This window comes from Mucilaginibacter ginsenosidivorax, from assembly GCF_007971525.1.
Classification (GTDB): Bacteria; Bacteroidota; Bacteroidia; order Sphingobacteriales; family Sphingobacteriaceae; genus Mucilaginibacter; species Mucilaginibacter ginsenosidivorax.
Window position 1 is genome coordinate 3,062,923 of sequence record NZ_CP042437.1, and the last position, 20,253, is coordinate 3,083,175.

Annotated in this window: 16 protein-coding genes and 1 tRNA gene; 8 read left to right on the top strand and 9 right to left on the bottom strand. The window is 42.5% G+C overall.

The genetic code is table 11. The annotated features are described in order from the left end of the window. Positions 1–192: 192 nt before the first annotated feature. From FSB76_RS12725 to FSB76_RS12735, 3 genes are all read right to left on the bottom strand, one after another. Positions 193–402: a hypothetical protein gene (locus FSB76_RS12725; RefSeq protein WP_147053937.1), complete on the bottom strand. Its 210-nt coding sequence runs from the start codon at positions 400–402 to the stop codon at positions 193–195. Positions 403–642: 240 nt separating this feature from the next. After that, complete coding sequence (locus tag FSB76_RS12730) at positions 643–1,407, bottom strand: LytR/AlgR family response regulator transcription factor (RefSeq protein ID WP_147053938.1); 765 nt, start codon at positions 1,405–1,407, stop codon at positions 643–645. Then, entirely contained in the window at positions 1,388–2,425 is a 1,038-nt protein-coding gene (locus FSB76_RS12735; RefSeq protein WP_147053939.1) for a sensor histidine kinase, read from the bottom strand. The genes FSB76_RS12730 and FSB76_RS12735 overlap by 20 nt, the downstream gene beginning before the upstream one ends. A 352-nt stretch (positions 2,426–2,777) precedes the next feature. Between FSB76_RS12735 and FSB76_RS12740 the strand changes: the two genes are divergently transcribed. The 8 genes from FSB76_RS12740 (at position 2,778) to FSB76_RS12775 (ending at position 14,512) form a co-directional block, all read left to right on the top strand. After that, complete coding sequence (locus FSB76_RS12740) at positions 2,778–3,221, top strand: DUF2141 domain-containing protein (RefSeq protein ID WP_158642894.1); 444 nt, start codon at positions 2,778–2,780, stop codon at positions 3,219–3,221. Positions 3,222–3,262: 41 nt separating this feature from the next. Further along, a complete protein-coding gene (locus tag FSB76_RS12745) occupies positions 3,263–3,973 on the top strand; it encodes a DUF4397 domain-containing protein (protein WP_225976498.1) in 711 nt (236 codons plus the stop codon). A 566-nt stretch (positions 3,974–4,539) separates the two neighbouring features. After that, positions 4,540–5,073 carry a sigma-70 family RNA polymerase sigma factor gene (locus FSB76_RS12750; protein ID WP_147053941.1) on the top strand — a complete coding sequence of 178 codons (534 nt, stop codon included), beginning with the start codon at positions 4,540–4,542 and terminating at the stop codon, positions 5,071–5,073. 35 nt (positions 5,074–5,108) lie between these two features. After that, a complete protein-coding gene (locus FSB76_RS32130; protein WP_158642895.1) occupies positions 5,109–6,251 on the top strand; it encodes a FecR family protein in 1,143 nt (380 codons plus the stop codon). A gap of 227 nt (positions 6,252–6,478) precedes the next feature. Next, positions 6,479–9,982 (top strand): TonB-dependent receptor, encoded by a 3,504-nt coding sequence (locus FSB76_RS12760; protein ID WP_147053942.1) that lies wholly within the window; start codon positions 6,479–6,481, stop codon positions 9,980–9,982. Positions 9,983–10,001: 19 nt separating this feature from the next. Beyond that, on the top strand, positions 10,002–11,978 hold the full coding sequence (locus tag FSB76_RS12765; RefSeq protein ID WP_147053943.1) for a RagB/SusD family nutrient uptake outer membrane protein: 1,977 nt from the start codon (positions 10,002–10,004) through the stop codon (positions 11,976–11,978). 39 nt (positions 11,979–12,017) lie between these two features. Continuing rightward, positions 12,018–13,223 (top strand): DUF5000 domain-containing lipoprotein, encoded by a 1,206-nt coding sequence (locus FSB76_RS12770; RefSeq protein ID WP_147053944.1) that lies wholly within the window; start codon positions 12,018–12,020, stop codon positions 13,221–13,223. A 38-nt stretch (positions 13,224–13,261) separates the two neighbouring features. Beyond that, positions 13,262–14,512 carry a DUF4998 domain-containing protein gene (locus FSB76_RS12775; protein ID WP_147053945.1) on the top strand — a complete coding sequence of 417 codons (1,251 nt, stop codon included), beginning with the start codon at positions 13,262–13,264 and terminating at the stop codon, positions 14,510–14,512. Positions 14,513–14,641: 129 nt separating this feature from the next. Here FSB76_RS12775 and FSB76_RS12780 read toward each other — a convergent pair whose 3' ends face one another. From FSB76_RS12780 to metG, 6 genes are all read right to left on the bottom strand, one after another. After that, entirely contained in the window at positions 14,642–15,091 is a 450-nt protein-coding gene (locus FSB76_RS12780; protein ID WP_147053946.1) for an SRPBCC family protein, read from the bottom strand. 61 nt (positions 15,092–15,152) lie between these two features. Then, positions 15,153–15,983 carry a helix-turn-helix domain-containing protein gene (locus FSB76_RS12785; protein WP_147053947.1) on the bottom strand — a complete coding sequence of 277 codons (831 nt, stop codon included), beginning with the start codon at positions 15,981–15,983 and terminating at the stop codon, positions 15,153–15,155. A 141-nt stretch (positions 15,984–16,124) separates the two neighbouring features. Then, positions 16,125–17,051, bottom strand: coding sequence for a Dyp-type peroxidase (locus FSB76_RS12790; RefSeq protein WP_147053948.1), 927 nt, complete (start codon positions 17,049–17,051; stop codon positions 16,125–16,127). Between the two features lie 98 nt (positions 17,052–17,149). Continuing rightward, positions 17,150–17,758, bottom strand: a complete 609-nt coding sequence (locus FSB76_RS12795) for a hypothetical protein (protein ID WP_147053949.1) — start codon at positions 17,756–17,758, stop codon at positions 17,150–17,152. A 169-nt stretch (positions 17,759–17,927) separates the two neighbouring features. Then, a tRNA-Arg gene (locus FSB76_RS12800) sits at positions 17,928–17,999 on the bottom strand. Between the two features lie 164 nt (positions 18,000–18,163). Beyond that, positions 18,164–20,236, bottom strand: a complete 2,073-nt coding sequence (metG, locus tag FSB76_RS12805) for a methionine--tRNA ligase (RefSeq protein ID WP_147053950.1) — start codon at positions 20,234–20,236, stop codon at positions 18,164–18,166. Positions 20,237–20,253: the final 17 nt, after the last annotated feature.

Below are 20,253 nucleotides of genomic sequence, written 5' to 3' on the forward strand. Positions count from 1 at the left end.
TGATAATCAATATTTTATATTTTATCATGGTTAACATGCTATTCAATTATACCAAGCTAAGGCTAATTAAAGGGAAATCGAAAATATTTTCAGCGATTAAGATCCTTCTGTTCAATTGCATTGATCAAACTGGCATAAAAGGTTTGTGATACGGCCGGAGCACTTAAAGTAAGTTGGCATCTCAACAGGCTATTATTCTAATATATGGCATTCAAAGCCAAGGTCGGCCAGTAGCTGAATGATATTTATGGGGCAAAATTTGTCACCCTTCACCCTCAGTATGCTATCGCAATCATCCAAGTCGAAGTTTATTTCGGCAAAAGGCAAATAATGTTGCAGCACTACAACCAGTGCATTTGCGTGCGCCGGGTTTTTGACATTAGTTTTAAAAATTTCAAACATGGCCGTTTTTCTTGCGACGAAGCGATTAAAATTAATTTTTTATGAATTGCCCGGTGATGTTAAAGCGGCTGCTAACCACGCATTCACAGGCACCAAAGTTGCACTATACATGCACAGTTTAATAACAAAAGGAGGCCGAAACGGACAAATTAAAGCCGGAAGCGGGAGATGCCGGGCACAAAAAAGTTGAAAAAGTATCGAAAGTTTAATTGGGAAACTGTAGCCGGCTAACAATGCGTATCAGCCTTTTGCAAGCCAGCTCAAAAATTGCGGGGCCTTGCCTTTGCTAACAATAACCTTTTCGGCAAATGGCACGTTGAGGTTTATGGAAAGTTTTCGCGAAAAAAAATTAGATACATCTTTTATAGCCTTCCGGCAAATCAGGTATTGCCTGTTTGCCCTGAAGAAGTAATTTCCGGAGATGCGCTCCAACTCATCAAGATTTTTATTGGGATAAAACGTTTTCCCCGAAAATGTAAGCAGGTGGGTAATTTCGTTGGCCAGGTAAAACATAGCAATATCGTCCAGGCTAACCGGGATGATCTTATCCTGGTGATAAACCAGCACCGAGGCGGCCTTTTGCTTCTCTTTTCCCGCCAGCATCTGTATCAGAGCTTCATACTGTGGTGTTTGGTCTGTGGAGAACAGCTCTTTTAACCGCCTGTATTTTTGAAGGGCATCGTTCAGCGTTTTACTGGTAAATGGCTTCAGAATATAATCTATCCCATTGGCCTTAAAAGCGTCTAAGGCATATTCGTCATAAGCGGTGCAAAAAACTACGGGAACGGCTACCAATCCGGCAACAAAAATTTCAAAGCTAAGCCCATCACCTAATTGGATATCGCTAAAAATCAGGTCCGGCGCATCGGCTGTTTTAAAATACGCGAGGCCCTCTTTTACCGACTTGATTTGTACAATATCAACAGGCTCATCCATCAGTTTCCTAATGTTCAGTTCCAGGTCATCGGCAACCAGGCCTTCATCTTCAATAATTACGATGTTCATTTTTTAAAAATTTTATAGATACCGAAAACGAGTTCTGTTCTTCTTTAATGATAATATCATCCCCCGACCATATGTGGTACCTTTCGGCCAGGTTGGCCAGGCCGTAATTGGTTGATGCAACTTTAATATTTTTTACCTGCCTGTTATTGCTGATAACCAGCCAGTCGTCCTGCTGGCTAATGGTTACACAAAGCGGATCTTCGCGGGTAAAATTATTGTGCTTAATGGCATTCTCTAATAATGGCTGCAACGAAAACGATGGCAGATAGTACTCTTTTAAAGTTTCTTCGGGCAGCGTTATGGTGCAATTGAGCGCGGCACCAAACCTTATCCGCTGCATTTCCAGGTAATCCAACAAAAGGCTCACTTCATCTTCCAGTTTTGCTACGTTTGATGTATGATGAAATATAGATGCCCTTAAAAAGTTGGCCATGTGCACAATATAGGTATCGGCAGTTTGCACATCTTTATGATATAACGCTTTCAATGTATTTAACGCATTGAACAAAAAATGAGGTTGTATCTGCTGTTTTAGCAGCAGGTTGGTAGCTTCGGCATTGGCTGCCTTTAGCCTGGAAAGCTCCAGCTCGCTATATAGTTTATGCTCATATAGCAAAACAGAATCGTGCAAAATCATGATCATGGTGTTAATTACGATGCCGGAGCCAACAAAGGCAAAAAACAAACCAACATCCCCAAAGGACCATTTTTTATGTGCCACATAGGCAAATACGGGCCATAGCGCCAGGTAAATAAATACACTTGCAGGGTAGGTTAACAGGCGGCGGTATATGGTGAATTTTTTTGACCGCAACTGAAACCAGGGTAGTAAAAGGAGCATAAGGCCAACATCTGCATAACCAACCACTAAAATTCCCGACATGGTTAGCAATGTATAGGGAAACACCGGCTCGGCAGAACCGCTGCGGGAAATGATAAGATAAAAGATAACGCCGATAATTACCGATAGCAACCAGCTTAAGCGATTTAAACGTTTTACGGGCAAACTTTCCTGCATATAAACAAATGTAGCTAATAGATTACACGTATGCATTTATCATGAGCCGAAGCGGGCAAAACCAGCCCCCAACTGCCCGGGCGACAGGCTAAAAGGGCAATTGAATAGCCGGCGCCTGCAATTCAGGTACCCTTACCGGCAACTTTAAAATTAGCATTCCATCAACGCTGCCTGAATAAGACAAACTATACCGTCAATGAGGCGACTATCAACATAAGGCGACGTTTCATTCAGATTCATGAGCTTAACCTTCGGGTGCAATTATGCCCGTTTCGATGTGTTTTTGATAACCAGCTATAGGCGGTACCAATACCTTCGCCTTCAAATAATGTTAAAATTAAATTTTACAACTATGAAAAAAACAACTGTATTATGCCTTAACACGCTTGCGGGCTTGCTGTTTATCTTCCTTACTTCTTATACACAAGTACGGGAAACACCGGTAAAAGTCACTGGTATCAGGTCCCCTAAGGGCAAAATCATTCTCAATGTTTTTAAGGATAATGAAAGTTACAACAATGAGCAGCCTTACAAAAAACTCACATTCGATAAAAAGGCACTAAATAACGGCACGCTCACGGTAATGGTAGGGCTGGAGTCGGGAACTTATGGTATAACTCTCATCGACGATGAAAACGAAAACGGGAAAATCGACAAGAATTTGATAAGAATGCCCAAAGAGGGCTTCGGCTTCTCCAACTTCTTTATGGAAAAGCTCAAAAAGCCAACCTTCGACGACTTTAAAGTTGATTTAAAAGCAACGGCCAAAGTTGACATCAAAGTAAAATATATGTAAGCCCTGCCGGGTAAACGAAATCACAGAAACTATCATCCTACATGAAAAAAGCATTAAAAATCAACATGAAAACATCAGCAATTTATAAGAAAGTGTTAACGGGCATAGCCCTGCTTACAACCGCCGTATCTTTTTCGTCCTGCAAAAAAAACACTATCGATCCTTCGGGGCAATTCAACATCAAAGTAGTTAATGCGGCATCTACCTCGGGGCCGCAGAGTTTTACAATTGCCAACTCGGTATTGGTAAACGGCGGACTTAAATATACCGATGCTTCGCCCTACATTACCACCGCCTCCGGAAAAAGGCTGGTTATGGAATTCAAAGATGAAGGATCAAGCAATGTTTACGCATCCGGCGAACTTTATACTACTAACGGCGTAAGCTTTACGGTATATATGGCGGGCAAAGGTTCATCGGCCAGGGTTAAATCTTTTGAAGATGACCTGGCCACGCCTAACAATGGCAAGGTAAAAATTAAGTTTATCCATTTAAGCGATAACGCGCCGTCGGATATCAATATCAAAGATGCGTCGGGTGATGACCTTGTAACCAATATCAGCAGGAACATTGCAAGTGGTTACAAATATGTCGATCCGGGAACACTATCTGTACAATTGTACGGAACCGCCTCCAGGAAAAACATAGGCAACTTTAATATAGCAGATCTTCAAGCCGGTAAAATATATTCCTTGTACTTCAGCGATGCAAGCGATGGCAGTCTTAACATAAATAAGGTACTGCACAATTAATACATTCAATTACCTCAGTAAAAGCCGGATTGTTATCACAATCCGGCTTATTTTTTGTAAACGGGTTATCTGGCATAAATTCATCCCAACCTGTCATTTAAGCCCGAAATTAATATCGATTTAGCAGGTTAAGCTGATTCTTTTGCATCCGGTTGTAATAGGTTAAAAAGCCCCAAAAGACTGTTTTCTTACTCCATTATTGTTTAAACAACACTTAATATTTGTAATTTTTAAATAATTACTCGCCGTTTTTTTACAACAATATCACCCCAATCCTTCGTGCCTGCCAATTATATTTTGTTAGCAAAAGTGCTTGCAAAACGCTGCATTCTCAGTAGTATTTATCTTAAAATTCGCAGGAATGCCACGTGTTTATATTATTGATATTATTCAGTCCTCCCGATTCAGGTATTTGTTAACACTACCACGCAGATATTCCCCCAATTGGCAGGCAACAATAAATTATTTTCATGATTTTATTTTTAATTGTGTTTTTGACAATAATATTATACCTTAGCTTTCAATAGACGCCTGTCTGTTGATTTTTAACCAGTTAAAACCGTTTCATGAAAATCCTGAATGATACTCAAATTATGGAGTTGTTAATAGTGGGCAACAAGGAGGCCCTGGAACTGCTATTCAAAAAATATTATAAACTCCTCATCGTATCGGCCTTTTATATTTTAAAAGATGAAATGGAAGCAGAGGATATGGTTCAGGCTTTTTTTGTCGACTTTTGGGAGAGGAAATTATTTAACAACATCAATTCATCCTTAAAAGCGTATTTAACAACAGCCATCCGGAACCGTTGCCTGAAGGCAATTGAGAAGGAAACGCAGCGACAAAAAAAATTAGCCGATTATCAATATACCGTTTCGGAAATAGAAGAGGAACAGGAAGTTACAGTGTGCGAAATTAATGTAGACGAGATAATGGCCGATCTGTCGGTACAACGATTCCAGGCCGTAACTTTGGTACATTATCAAAATAAGAAGTATAAAGAAGCTGCCTATGAAATGGGAATCAGCATTAATTCGTTGAAAACACACCTGAAGCTTGCCATTAAAACAATGCGCGATGGTATAAAAACCATCAGGTAGTTCACCCTTTTATTCATAATCTGGTCTTATATATAATGACATATAATAAAACATATATTCAGGAGCTAATAATTGACAAAATTGCAGGGGCGATAAGTGAAGAGGACAACCATATACTTCAGCAGGCAATACTTACAGACCCCGGGGTTGCAAAACTCTGGAACGAAATGCAAGAGGAATTGGCTACTGATAAAGCCCAATCCTTTTTTGATAATATTAACGAAAATGCAGCCTGGGATAAAATTGAGCCACAAATTGAGCAGATAAAATCAATTCAACCCAAACAAAAAGGGTTTATCAGCTGGATCTCTATAGCTGCTTTGTTGTGCATAACGCTTTCGGCCATTTATTTTTGGCAGGCTAAACCGGTTACCAACCCAGTAGCTGTAAAACAAAGAAAAAAGCCAGCGATTGAACTACGTATGGCCAACGGGCAGCAAATTAACTTATCAGATACAGCTAAAAACGTAATCAATACCCCCTTTGCCAATTTAAAAAAAGGCGCCAATGGTTTAAGTTATACAACTGGTGACGACAAAACCCAAAATTGGAATACCCTTACCATCCCGGCGGAATTAGACTACCAGATAACTTTATCAGATGGCACACTGGTTTGGCTTAATTCGGCCTCAAGCCTGCGTTTCCCATTTTCATTTACTGGTACCAACCGCGAAGTTTACTTAACCGGCGAAGCATTTTTTAAAGTTGCAAAAAACGCCGCACACCCTTTTATTGTTCATACGGCCCAAACAAACGTACAGGTGCTTGGCACCGAATTTAACGTAAATAGTTACCCGTCAAATATCACCACCACCTCGCTGGTTGAAGGCAGTGTAGCTACAAGTGGCCAGCATAATGAGAAACTTTTACTTAAGCCAGGATACCAGGCTATTTACACACCCATAACCGGCTTTTTAAGGCAGCCCTTTGATGCAGCCACAGAACTGGCCTGGATGCACGGCCAGTATTATTTTCATAACCAAAAGCTGCGCGATATAAGCGAAGTACTACAGCGTTGGTTTAATTTGCCGGTTGTTTTTGACGATGCCGCCCGGGCCGACAACTCGCTTAGCGGTGCTATCGAAAAAAATAAACCGGTGCAGGTTTTTATCCAGAACCTGAAATCATCTGCCGGTGTAGATGCTGTTATTAAAGACGGGGTTTTACACATAAAATAATAGCGCACAAGGTAATCAAAGTGTTTTTAGCCCGGTAGATAATCTACCCGCTTATTAATCAGTACCAGCCCGGCCTTCTGTTAAGCCCGGTTTTGTTGGTTAATTCAGGCTAATAAATTCCATTTTTCACCTGAAAGCATTTAGCAAAAATATTTTTTAATTTTTCGTTCACCCGTTTTTCCCGGAACCGGTCTTTAGTACAAACCCAATTTATAAACCGATAAACTATGGAGAAAATTTTATTTTACCGGCGGCTGCTACTGCCTGTTTTTATTTTTTTATGGGGCGCCCAGCTTTGCCATGCGCAAACGCAAAATACGGGCTCTATAACACTCAAAAAGGCTAATATCAGCTTAGCCGATGTATTTCAATCTGTTAAAAAGCAAACCGGGCTAACCGTTTTTTACAGTAACAATTTATTAAACGACCGGGAACTTGTTACCGTTGATTTCCAGAACGCCAGCGTGCAGGATGTTTTCACTTTTCTTTTAAAAGGCAAAAGCCTGCGCTATGTACTGCGCGACCAGCTTATTGTGATTGAAAAAGCCCCGGTGGAAAAACCGGCCCCCGCGCCGCCCAAAAAAGAGCAGGCACAGGCCCCGTTGCCCGATGTTTTGAGGGGTACCATTACCGACGAGAAGGGCCTTACCCTACCTGGCGTAAGTGTCAAAATAAAGGGCACCGGCTTTGGTACCCAATCAGATATTAATGGTAAGTATACGCTTAATTTAAAGGGCACCGATAAAACCATCATCACGTTTTCATTTGTAGGATCTAAAACACAGGAATTTGATTTAAAAAACTACCAGCCATCAAATGGTGCTTATGTATTGGATGTAACTATTGGTACCGATAAAACCGCATTGGAAGAGGTTGCCGTTGTTGCATATGGTACCCAGAAAAAGTCGAGCTTAGTGAGTTCTATCACCACCATAAGCCCAAAACAACTTAAAGGCCCTTCAAGTAACCTTACTACTATGCTTGCCGGTGTGGTACCGGGGATGATATCGTACCAGCGAAGCGGCGAACCGGGTGCCGATAATGCCCAGTTTTTTATCAGGGGCGTAGGCACATTTGGCGCCGGTAAAGTTGACCCATTGATTTTGATTGACGGTATCGAATCGACACCAACAGACCTGGCTCGTTTGCAGCCGGATGATATTGCGGGTTTTTCGGTGTTAAAGGATGCCACCGCCTCATCATTATATGGTGCCCGTGGTGCAAATGGTGTAATCCTGGTAACCACCAAACGGGGCGACATTGGTCCGTTGAGGTTTAACGTACGTGCCGAGAATTCAACATCGTCCAATAACAAAAACATCGACCTGGCCGATAACATAAGTTACATGACGCTTGCCAACGAAGCCGTGCTTACCCGTAACCCGCTGGGTGCCCTGCCTTACTCGCAAAATAAAATTGACCACACGGCCAACGGCGATGACCCATTACTATATCCCAGCAATAACTGGATAAAGCAGTTGATAAAAACCAAAACCAGTAACCAAAGGTTCAACATGAATGCCAATGGCGGGTCAGAAAAAGCCAAGTACTACCTGGCCATGACCTATAATATTGACAACGGTAACCTGGCCGAAAATAGCCTGAACAGTTTTAGCAATAACATTAAGCTGCAATCGTATTCCATTTTATCAAATACCACCATAAACCTCACCAAAACTACCGAAGCCGTAGTAAGTTTAAAAGGTCAGTTTGATAGCTATCACGGACCGATAGGCGGGGGAGGCTACACTTTTTTAAATGCGTTATGGAGTAACCCGGTGGCATTTCCGGCCATTTACCCCAGTAATTTATTGCCGTATGCCAACCACCCGCTTTTTGGTAATGCTATTATACCGGGCGGCGGCTTGTACATGAACCCATACGCGCAATCACTGTCGGGCTTTCAAAACACAACCACCAGTACCCTGACAGCGCAGTTAAATTTAAACCAGAAGTTTGATTTTCTTACCAAGGGCTTATCGGCAAGGGTAATGGCATATACAACGCGTTATTCATCCTTTGCAGTTTCGCGGCAATATAGCCCTTATTACTATCAATCAAACGTGCTCAACGGGCAATTTAATGGTTTAACATTAATTAATAACGGGCAGGCCGGCAGTATAGGTAACATTCCAACCGAGTATTTAACATACAGCCCGGGTGGAAGCACAAACAACGCCATTACCTATATCGAAACTGCTGTAAACTATAACCGCACATTTGCCGAAAAGCATGCCATCAGTGGTTTGTTAATCGGTACTATGCGTAATTATCTTACTGCCAACGCGCCAACGTTACAATTATCGTTGCCCTCGCGCAACCAGGGTGTATCGGGCAGGTTTACTTACGGATATGACAATCGCTACCTGCTTGAATTTAACTTTGGGTACAACGGGTCGGAGCGTTTTGCAAGTAATCACCGGTTCGGGTTCTTCCCGTCTGTGGGTGCGGGCTGGGTAATATCAAACGAAAAGTTTTTTGAACCGATGCTATCAATCATCGACAACCTAAAATTCAGGGCTACGTATGGTTTAGTGGGTAACGATCAGATTGGATCGGCAAATGACAGGTTTTTTTACCTGTCGGATGTTAATTTAAACAATGGCAGCCTCGGCCAGTTTGGTACCAATTATACTTACAGCAGGCCTGGTGTGGTTACCAACCGGTATGAAAACCAAAATATTACCTGGGAGCAATCAAGGCAAACCAATTTAGGTATGGATTTAACCATTGCAAAAACCTTTACTTTAGTTGTAGACGCCTATCAAAACAAACGCGATAATATTTTAATGGTAAGGAGTACTATCCCCACCTCTATGGGTTTGCAGGCTGATATCTCATCAAATGCCGGTAAATCATCAAGCAAGGGCGTTGATATCGCTATGGATTATAAGAAAAACTTCAGCAACTCTTTTTGGGTTCAATCGCGCGGTACGCTTACTTATGCAAAAAGTAAATTGTTAAAAAACGAAGAACCTGTTTACCCTGCCAACCTGCAATATCTGAGCAAGGTAGGCAATTCATTAAGCCAGATATACGGCCTTGTAGCCGAACGCTTATTTATTGACGATGTAGATGTAGCCAACTCGCCTGTACAAAGTTTTGGCAGTTACAAAGCCGGTGATATTAAATACCGCGATATGAATGGCGATGGCAAAATATCAAGCTCGGATATAGTACCAATTGGTTATCCCCAGGTGCCTGAAATAATTTACGGTTTTGGCTTTTCTGTTGGCTACAAAAACTTTGATATCAGTGCGTTCTTCCAGGGATCGGCCAGGTCGTCGTTTGTTATCAATTCGGCAGATATCTCACCTTTTTACCTGGTAAACGGGCAGCAGTCAAACGGTCTTAACACCGGCAATCAAAGTGGCCTGCTTAGTTCAATAGCAAATGATCACTGGTCAGAAGATAGCCGTAACCCTTACGCGTTTTGGCCCCGCTTAAGCAACACCATTCAGCCCAACAATAGTCAAACGATAACATCGCCTACATCAACATGGTGGTTACGGGATGGTTCGTTTCTACGTTTAAAATCGGCCGAGATCGGTTATAACTTCACCAAAAAGCAGCTTAAAAGTATCCACTTAAACAGCGCCCGCCTTTATCTGAACGGCCTGAATTTGTTAACCGTGAGCGGCTTTAAGCTGTGGGACCCGGAAATGGGGACATCTGGCCTGGGATACCCAATTCAAAAGGTGTTTAATTTAGGCTTAAGGGTAGAATTTTAAAAGCTTTCAAATCAATTATATGAAAAGTAATTTTATACAAAAAATTAAGCATACAGTATTAAGCCCCGCACCTAAAGGGTACATCGCCCTGCTATCGGTGGCTTTAATGATAATTTTGCCTGTATCATCCTGCAAAAAATCATTCCTGGATGTTGTTCCTGATAACGTATCAACAATAGCCAACGCTTTTGTTTCAAAAACCGAGGCGGAAAAATACCTGTTTACCTGTTACTCATACCTGCCTACAGAAACCGACCCTACCTATAACGTAGGCCTTACTGCCGGCGATGAGGTTTGGGTAGAAGACCCGGCCGGACACATCCGCCCGACAAACGTACTGCAGTTGCCGCGAGGCTTCCAAAACTCATCAGATCCTATTGCCAATTATATGAACGGCACCCGCGACGCAGCCGCAAACTACAAGGCCATACGCGATTGCAACGTTTTTATTGAAAACGTAAGTGATGTAACAAAAGTGCGCGACCTGGATATTGACACCCGCGAACGCTGGATTGCCGAAGCCCAGTTTCTGAAAGCGTTTTATCATTTCCAGTTGTTCAGGGCTTATGGTCCTATCCCTATTATCGACAAAAACCTGCCTATTGATGCATCGATAGATGATGTAAGGGTAAAACGCCGCCCGGTTGACGAAGTTGTAAATTATATAGCCGGTTTATATGACCTGGCCGCAGCCAAATTGCCCCTAAGCATCAGGAACGAAGGCAGCGAACTGGGCCGTGTTACCAAAGGAGCAGCGCTGAGCATGAAAGCAAAGTTGCTGGTTACTGCTGCAAGCCCGCTGTTTAATGGTAATCCCGATTACAATTCGTTCAAGAATAAAGATGGCGAGCAGCTATTTAACCCTACCTACAGTGCCCAAAAATGGCAGCTGGCAGCTGATGCGAGTAAAGCGGCAATTGATTTTTGCGAAGCTCAAAACATACAGTTATATACTTTCCCGGCGCCAACTACCCCGCTTAGCCAAACAACCATGACGCAAATGAGCATCAGGAATGCCATGAGCGAAAAATGGAATGATGAGCTGATATGGGGCTTAACAGCAAATAACAACATCGGCTATAATTCATTCTTCCAGTCGATGTGTGCTGGTCAGTATGATTTTAATAATGCTGATGCTGCAAAATCGGCAAACCGCCCGTTAATGGGGCCTACTATAAAAATGGCCAAAATGTTTTATACTAAAAACGGGGTGCCTATTAATGAAGATAAAACGCTTGATTTTACCAATATAGCGCAACTGCGTGTGGGCACTCATGATGAGCGGTTTAACATCAAAGAAGGCGAAACCACGGCCCGGTTGAATTTTGACCGCGAGCCACGTTATTATGCCGACCTTGGATTTGACCGTGGTGTATGGTATATGGCCAACAGCCCTACCAAAACCGACGAAAATACCTGGTGGATGAAAGCACGCGGTGCCGAAGTAGGCCAGTCGTCGCCAATACCCATTGCAGGGTTTTACATGAAAAAGGCGCTTAACTGGCACTATGAGTGGGCCACAGTTACCTACATCAATTACCCATGGCCCGAAATGCGCCTTTCTGATTTGTATTTGCTGTATGCCGAAGCGCTGAACGAAGCGCAGGGGCCTGTTGCCGATGTATACACTTACATTAACCGAATAAGGGCGAGGGCCGGTTTGCCTACCGTTCAGGATTCATGGTCAAACTATAGCATTAATCCAACCAAGTACACTACCAAAGATGGTATGCGGTCAATCATTCAGCGCGAACGCGCCGTTGAACTTTGTTTTGAAGGGCACCGCTTTTGGGACCTTCTGCGCTGGAAAACCGCGGGTGTCGAGCTTAATGGCAACGTAACAGGATGGTCGATAAGCGAAAATTCGCCCGAATTGTATTACCGCGAAAGATCTATCTATTCAAGGCATTTTGTGATCCCGCGTGATTATTTATGGCCAATACAGGAAAGCGACCTGCTGGTTAATCAAAACCTGGTGCAAAACCCTAACTGGTAAATGTATAGCAATAATATGTTTAACAATAAAAACATTAAAATGGAAACAATGAAATTACGGGTTGCCTTTTACGTGGGCCTATTAGCAATAATAGTAACCGGCTGTAAGCAGGAAACCCTCAATAAACCCACAGTAACCAACAACAACGCCCCCGGCGTAGTTAGCAACGTACAGGTACAAAACCAAAACGGCGAAGCCAGTTTAACCTATACGCTGCCCACCGATGCCGATCTTTTTTACGTAAAGGCAGTTTATGAAACCTCGCCGGGTAAAACACGCGAAGTAATTGCATCGCACTATACAAACACGTTAACTGTGGATGGCTTTGGCGATACCCTGGCACACGTAGTAAAACTATATGCCGTAAACTCAAGCGAAAAGGCCTCGGCACCAGTTACTGTTACCGTAAACCCATTAACCCCGCCATTCATACTTGCGTTCCGGTCGCTTAAGGTTACGGCCACTTTTGGTGGTTTTAACGTAACGTGCGATAACCCTAATAAAGACAACCTTGCTATTGTACCTATGGTTGATACGGCCAATAACAACCAATTTGTGCAGCCTACCGGAATGGATAATATTTACAGTAACAGTGTTTTAATTAAGGCGGCTGTAAGAGGCCAGCCCGCTGTTGAACGGAAGTACGCTTTTTTTGTAAGAGATAGATTTTTAAATCGTTCCGATACCCTATTTCTAAAACTTACTCCGTTTTACGAAGAGCAATTTTCAAAATCCGATTGGTCGCCTTATGTGTTGCCCGGTGATGCCACCAACCTGTATTCATATACCGACCTTACCAAAATTTGGGATGGCAACTTTACAGGCGGCTGGCCAAATTGCTTATTTACTGTTGAAAGCGCAGGCAGCCCGCAAATGGTAACGTTTGATTTAGGTAAGCAACGGATATTGAGCCGCTTTATCATGAACCCGTTCTTGGAGATTGGTAATGTATACTACGTAAGGGGTAACTTAAAAGATTTTGAAATATGGGGATCAAACGCGCCTAATGTAAACGGTGCCTTAGATGGTTCATGGACCAAACTGCTAACCTGTAATATTATAAAACCATCCGGATCGCCATCGGGTACAGAAACAGCTGCCGATTACAAATACGCGCATGATGGCTGGGGTTTTGATTTCCCGGCAGGGATAAGCGCTTACCGGTATATCAGGATCAGGAGCTTGCACAACTGGACAGGATCATACTTTATGAGTATCAGCGAATTTACCCTATTTGGAAAGTAGTAAATGTTTGCAAACATTTTTTCAATTAAATTTTGATTATGAAACATTATAAAATAGCATCATACTTCCTTTTAGTGTTAGCGGCATTTGTTATGGGCGCCTGCACTAAAATGGATGATTACAAAAACAAATACGAGCCCAACGGCCCGATCATATACCCGGGCAAGCTCGACTCGGTACAGGTTTTCTCGGGTAAAAACCGGGTATTATTAACCGGGCTTTTTACATCCGATCCAAAAATTGTTAAGTACACCGTATATTGGAACAGCAAACAGGATTCGATAGTTACACCGGTAACCCGTACATCGGGCGTTGATACGGCAAGGCTATATATCCCCGGTTTACCCGAAGGTGTTATGACCTTCGAGGTCCGTACGTATGATAACGCCGGGCATATATCTATCCCGGTTACCTTAGCCGGCAATGTATATGGCAGCCTGTACCAAAGCTCGCTTATTAACCGTGGTATAGCCAAAGCCGAATTACAAACAGATGGATCGGCTTTAATTAACTGGGCCGATGTTAATGCCGATGACGGTTTAATTTCCATGGAGATTAAGTATACCGACGCAGCCAACAAGCAGCATGATACCTTAATAACATCGGTACCAACAGGCTTAAGCACATCCCTGCCTAAATTTAAAGCAGGTAGCTCTATCAGTTATCGTACAGCTTTTAAACCTAATAAAACGGCCATTGATACCTTTTATGTAGATTACCAAACCCACAGCGTAAAAGCCGAGGTAACCAGCATATATTTATCAAATACATCAAGCTCTTTTCAAAGAGCCACCTTTGATGGAAGATGGGGAACACTTGCGGCACCATGGATTACCAATGCAGCCGCCAAAAATAAAGACAATGGCGTTAACGGCGGCTATAGCTCAGATGCAGGCGGTGTTATTAACTGGGAAACCTGGAATAATACGCCTGTTGTAAACGGCATCATTTATCAGCCTACATCTTCGGCGTTGCCCGCTGGCGATTACATTGTTACATTTGATGCCTATTCAGAAGTCCAATCCAATTCTTCTGTTTATTGTATAGCCGCTGCAGGCGGAAATGGACTCCCGGTACTTGCCAACCTTTCTACGGCCTTAGGGTATGTTGGCATGTACAATAGCGCCAACGTAGGCGGAACGAGCCCAAATTCAAGGGAAGTAAGAAGCTTTACGTTTACCCTTACTACCCCGCAGGTGGTATCTATCGGGTTTTTAGGAAACATTGTTGGCAATGGCAACCCAGGCAGCTATTTCCAGGTGTTTTACATCAAACTATACAAAAACTAAGCTCCCTTGTTCCTCCTAATAAAAAGCCGTCTCATAAGTAATTATGGGGCGGCTTCTTTTTTTCAAAACGCCGTCTCAGCTGGAAAAACAGTGATGACATGGTTGTTATGAGCATCTTTCGGATATCCATTAAATTGACGGCTTGCGGAAAACGCCCTTTCCCGTAGTAAAATAGGAAAACAAACTTGTGTTGATCCAGTGGGTCCAGCCGGGTGCGCAATCCTTGTAGCACTCCATTTCTGGCGTAAGGCCTTCATGCGTAAAATTCAGCTCTGTTAGGCCATTATTCTCCGTTACATCAAAAATCAACCGGGTGTTGGCCCACTCCTTTTTGTCGGCATACCAGGGCATATAGCAATCTGTAATTAACCAAACAACTCTTTTACCCGGAATTAATTCACTTACGGTAAAGTTGAAGAAAGAATCGCCCCCCATCTTTATTATAAACTGGTCGTTTTGCTTTTCGGCGCTTCCGGTAAAGGTTACTCCCCACCACTCCACCACATTGCTTATTTTTTTGATCGCCTCGCCTGCGCTGATTTTTGCCGAAATACTGCTGTTGAAATCCTTCGTTTCCATTTCATTTATTTTTAAACAAAGATGAGACGCCGGGCGCTTTAAGTATTGTACAAATCGGAAGTCAGCTGGTATAATGTTTGGTAGCAAGTTCGTTCATGCTGTTCTGAAGGTCGGTCGGCGTGGTTCCGGTAAACCTTTTAAAAGCCCTGATAAAATGGGATTGGTCGTGGTAATAATGGTAAATCTGCTCTTTCAGGCTTTGATGGCTGGTGCCGGCAGAAAACGCCTGGTAAAATTGTTTAAACCGCACTATTTCGGAAAGGTTTTTAGGCCCGGTGCCCAGGTGGTCCGAAAATTTATTATGAAGCCATCGCGAACTGTAACCGGTTTCCTTTTCAAGCTGCGCCACACTTACCAGGCCTTTGGAGCCCGATATGCGTTTGATGCAATAATCATATATTGGGTCTGGTGCTGATTTTTCCAGCTGTTTGATCAGGAAACTCTGCAAAAGCTGCAATTTTTGGTTTAAAGCGCTTGAATCGGTAAGCTGCGATTTAAGCTCTGCTACGCTGTTACCCACCAGGTCGGCCAGGTCAGCAATTTGATTTTTAACCTCGGTGTACGATAAATGAAATAACCGATAGGCGCCAAGCGGATTAAATTCGATAACTATTGTACCTGTTTGTGCATCGTCCTGCGGATTAAGGTTGACCGGAGTATCAACCAGGCCTGTTAATGTTAACTGATTTTCGCTTTGAACAAATGCTTTGCCGGCAATATTAGCCACCAGCCCGTTACGGTAGCTAAGCGCCAATTTAAAATTTGCATTCGGGACAATCAGTTTTCTATCCATATCCGGAAGCCGGCCGCTGCTTTCAAACACCCACATTTTTGCAACGTATGGGCTTAGTAAAGGATGTGGCGTTACCGGAACAAACTGAAAGTGTGCCATTTGTGTACCCGTTAAAAGTATTACATTAATTAAAGATAATGCTAAAAATCACATTATTAGGTACAGCGTTTTAAACCAGGCTATAAACTATTGCAATACCCAACTACAATTCACGCACCGCAGGCAAAGGCCACAGCAATTTTATTCCGACGAAAAATCATCTATCATGTTAAATGTCGGCACAAAATACAAACTACCTGTTTTAGGGGTACTGAAATCTAATATCCTGTCGTAGTTTCCAACAGGCAAGCCAATAAACATGTTATTCAGCATTTTTTGAACGGTGCTGAATGTGCTTGCATAGGCTATAAAATAAGTGCCCATTTCATTGGCCGACATATTGCCAAAAGGCATATTATCACGAACAATTTTCAGTTCATCGCCAACATTGGCCAAAGCTATATGCGAATTTGAAGGTTTTACATCGTCATCCATCTCAATATCATTTGCTTTGGACCGGCCAATTACCTTTTCCTGCTGCTCGGTCGACAGCCCTTTCCAGGCTGCTAAATCGTGAATGTATTTTTGTACAAAAAGGTAGCTCCCTGCTTTATAAGCAGGGTCTTCATCCCCTATCATACTAAAAAGCTCCCTATCCGGCCCCTGGGGGTTTTCGGTACCGTCAACAAAACCCAAAATGGAACGGCTGTCCCAATACCTGAAACCATGAATTTCGTCCGTACTGACGGCTACGGGGCTTAAAACATCTGTTATTGCCGATGCCATATCATAACATATGCTTGTAGTATCGGCCCTGATATGAAAATGCAAATCTCCTTTGGTAGAAACCGCTGTGTGTTTTGCGCCAACAATGGGAGCAAAAGCAGCCAGTTCTTTAGGTAAGGGAACCGGCAGCTGAAGCCGGAGCCAGGCTTCATACCCAATACCCATTACACAGCTTGCCCTGGAAACCGGGAAACGCACATTGGCAGAATTGTTGAGATTAATAAGCAACTTGCAAAGCTTTTTAAAAGCATCGCCAACCACCGGGTTATCCTTAAACTCCCAAACCATAAATATGGTATTTTCATTGGTGTAGTCTGTTACATTCTGCGAATCTGGCTTCATCGGCTTTTAATATATTGCAATTGTGAATCACGAAAATAAAAAATACAGGTTGTATTAATACAGGTGGAGATTACATTTTTTATAGGACGAGAAAACCTTTAATTGATCTGTTGAAAATCTTCTTTTTTCGTAAAATATGCCAGCCCTAAAATTAGGGCTATTGTAGTGGCAAAATTAATTTTCTGCATTATTGGTAAATACTTAAGACTACCAGAGCCATAAAGGTATAGTGTATAATAAAACACAAGGAGACAAACAATACATAGCCATTTAAATAAATGCAGCCTTGACTTTAAAACAAAAACAGTGATATAAAACATACCTATAAGAAACATTGTACTGGCTACAATAATCATAATATCGTGCAATGGGGTTGCTATTAAAAAAGTAAAAAACATACCACCGGCCCCCACATATTTTATTACTTTGGAGGCGCCCTTTACCGGTATTTTCTTTGAAAATTCAACAAAGAATATAGCAAAGCTGGCCGAAAAGAAAATCATTCCTCCTATAGCCCAAAAACGGGCTGAATTGTCTGATCCATTAACAGCATTTTTACCGAAAAGATTACTTATATAATTATTTTTCCAGTCATATCCAACGGAGTTTTTGTCCACTTGCGACCCACCGGGATAGTTCCATGTTGCTATAAATAGCAACAATAACGAAATAATTATTCCCAATAGAATTGAATGTTTTTTTAGCATACAATATTGATTTAGAAATATTAAACTCTTGTGCAAAAGTATTTCAATATCGCATTAAGATTTACAACGGACAAATTATCGAACTGTTCTTTAAGAAAAAAGCCTTCAGATTTTCATCTAAAGGCTTTTCAATTTTACTCCCATGCTCCGCATACGGTGGGGCATTTTGTGGTCCCGACGAGAATCGAACTCATATCTAGAGTTTAGGAAACTCCTATTCTATCCGTTGAACTACGGGACCTGTTATGGCGGATAAAAGGCCAGAACTTTTAATCAGCTTGCAAAGGTGCAAATTATACCTGAAAAATCACATGCCTTATTGGCAAATTTTTATCGGCACAGAAATGCTGCTCCATCTGCACATCTGAAACGGCGAAGCCCTCAACGAAGTTAATCTATAGTCTGCTACCTAATCACCGCCCCAGTATGAAAATCTTCCACCGGTGCAACAAAACTTAATTTGCCTTCGCTGTTTTCGGCCATCAGGATCATCCCCTGCGATACGATGCCTTTTATTTCACGCGGCTCTAAATTTACCAGGATACTCACTTTTTGCCCGATGATGTTTTCCGGCTCGTAATATTCGGCAATACCTGATACCACTGTGCGCTCGTCAATGCCGGTATCAATGGTCAGCTTAAGCAGCTTTTTGGTTTTGGCCACTTTTTCGGCAGCCAGGATAGTTCCGGTTCGGATATCCATTGCGGCAAACCCTTCAAAATTAATATTCTCCTTGGCGGGTGCCACAGTTACTGTTTTTACCGGCGTGGCCGCCTCTTTTTTGTCGTTTAGCTTTTTCAATTGGTATTCAATCGCATCATCCTCAATTTTATTAAATAATAAAGGGGCTGCGTTCAACTGATGGCCATTATCAAAAGAGATTTCCTGATCGTAATTAATAACCTGGTTTGGCAGGTTTAACATAGCAATGATTTTTTTGGCGGTTGTAGGCAAAAATGGTTGCGCAGCAGTAGCCAGGTGCCCCATGATGAGCAAACAGTTGTGTAACGCCTCCCTTGTGCCTTCAGGATCGGTTTTAATAGCCTTCCATGGTTCTTTCTCGGTAAGATAGCCATTACCTAAGCGGGCAATATCCATAACCGACTGTAATGCCTGCCGATAGCGGTATGCCTCCAGGTTTTTCTCTATCTCGTCATAGCAAACACCAATTTTTTCATTTAGATATTCGTCATTTAACTCAATTTTACCTGCGGCGCTTTCAACTTTACCATCGTAAAATTTGTGCATCAATGTCATTACCCGGTTTACAAAGTTACCCAGTATGGCTACCAGTTCGTTATTAACACGGGATTGGTAATCTTTCCAGGTAAATTCACTATCGCTGGTTTCGGGTAAAATCGAGGTTAATACATAGCGCAACTCATCCTGCCTACCCGGAAACTCTTCCAGGTATTCATGTAGCCAAACTGCGTGGTTACGCGAGGTGGATAGCTTATCGCCTTCCAGGTTTAAAAACTCGTTGGCGGGTACGTTTTGTGGTAAAATGTATTCGCCATGCGCGTGCAGTATGGATGGGAAAATAATACAGTGGAAAACAATATTATCCTTACCTATAAAATGCAGCAAACAGGCATCGTCCTGCTCATCGGCTTGTTTTTTCCAGTATAATTTCCAGTCTTTATTGTTATCAATAGCCCATTGTTTGGTGGCCGAGATATAGCCTATCGGCGCATCCATCCAAACATATAGTTTTTTGCCTTTAGCTTCTTCCAAAGGCACATCAATACCCCAATCCAAATCGCGGGTCATGGAACGGGGTTGCAGGCCCGATTTTAGCCACGATTTACACTGGCCGAATACGTTGGTTTTCCAATCGCCTTCTTTGGTATCTATCCATTGCTCCAGCCAGGGCTGGTATTTATCCAAAGGCAGGTACCAATGTTTAGTTGGTTTTAAAACCGGCGCTTTGCCACTCAGGGTTGATACCGGGTTTATCAGGTCGGTTGGGTTTAATGATGTGCCGCAACGCTCGCACTGATCGCCGTAGGCATTTTCATTATGGCAGTTGGGACAGGTGCCGGTGATATACCTATCTGCCAAAAATTGCTGGTAATCCTCGTCATAATATTGTTCGCTGAATTTTTCGATAAACTCGTCCTTTTCGTAAAGGTTCAGGAAAAACTCCTGCGATAAATCATGATGTATAGGCGACGATGTACGGTGATAAATGTCAAATGCAATCCCAAATTCCTCAAAGCTTTCTTTTATCTGGGTGTGGTACTTATCAATAATAGCCTGGGGGGTAGTGCCTTCTTTTTTTGCCTTAATGGTAATGGCGGCACCATGCTCGTCAGATCCGCAAACGTATAGCACATCCTTTTTTTTGAGCCTCAGGTGCCTTACAAAAATATCGGCTGGCAGGTAAGCACCCGCCAGGTGGCCAATGTGTAAAGGACCATTGGCGTAAGGCAATGCAGAAGTAACCGTATATCTTTTATATTTGTTGAGTTGTGACATGAATAAAGCGACGTTAT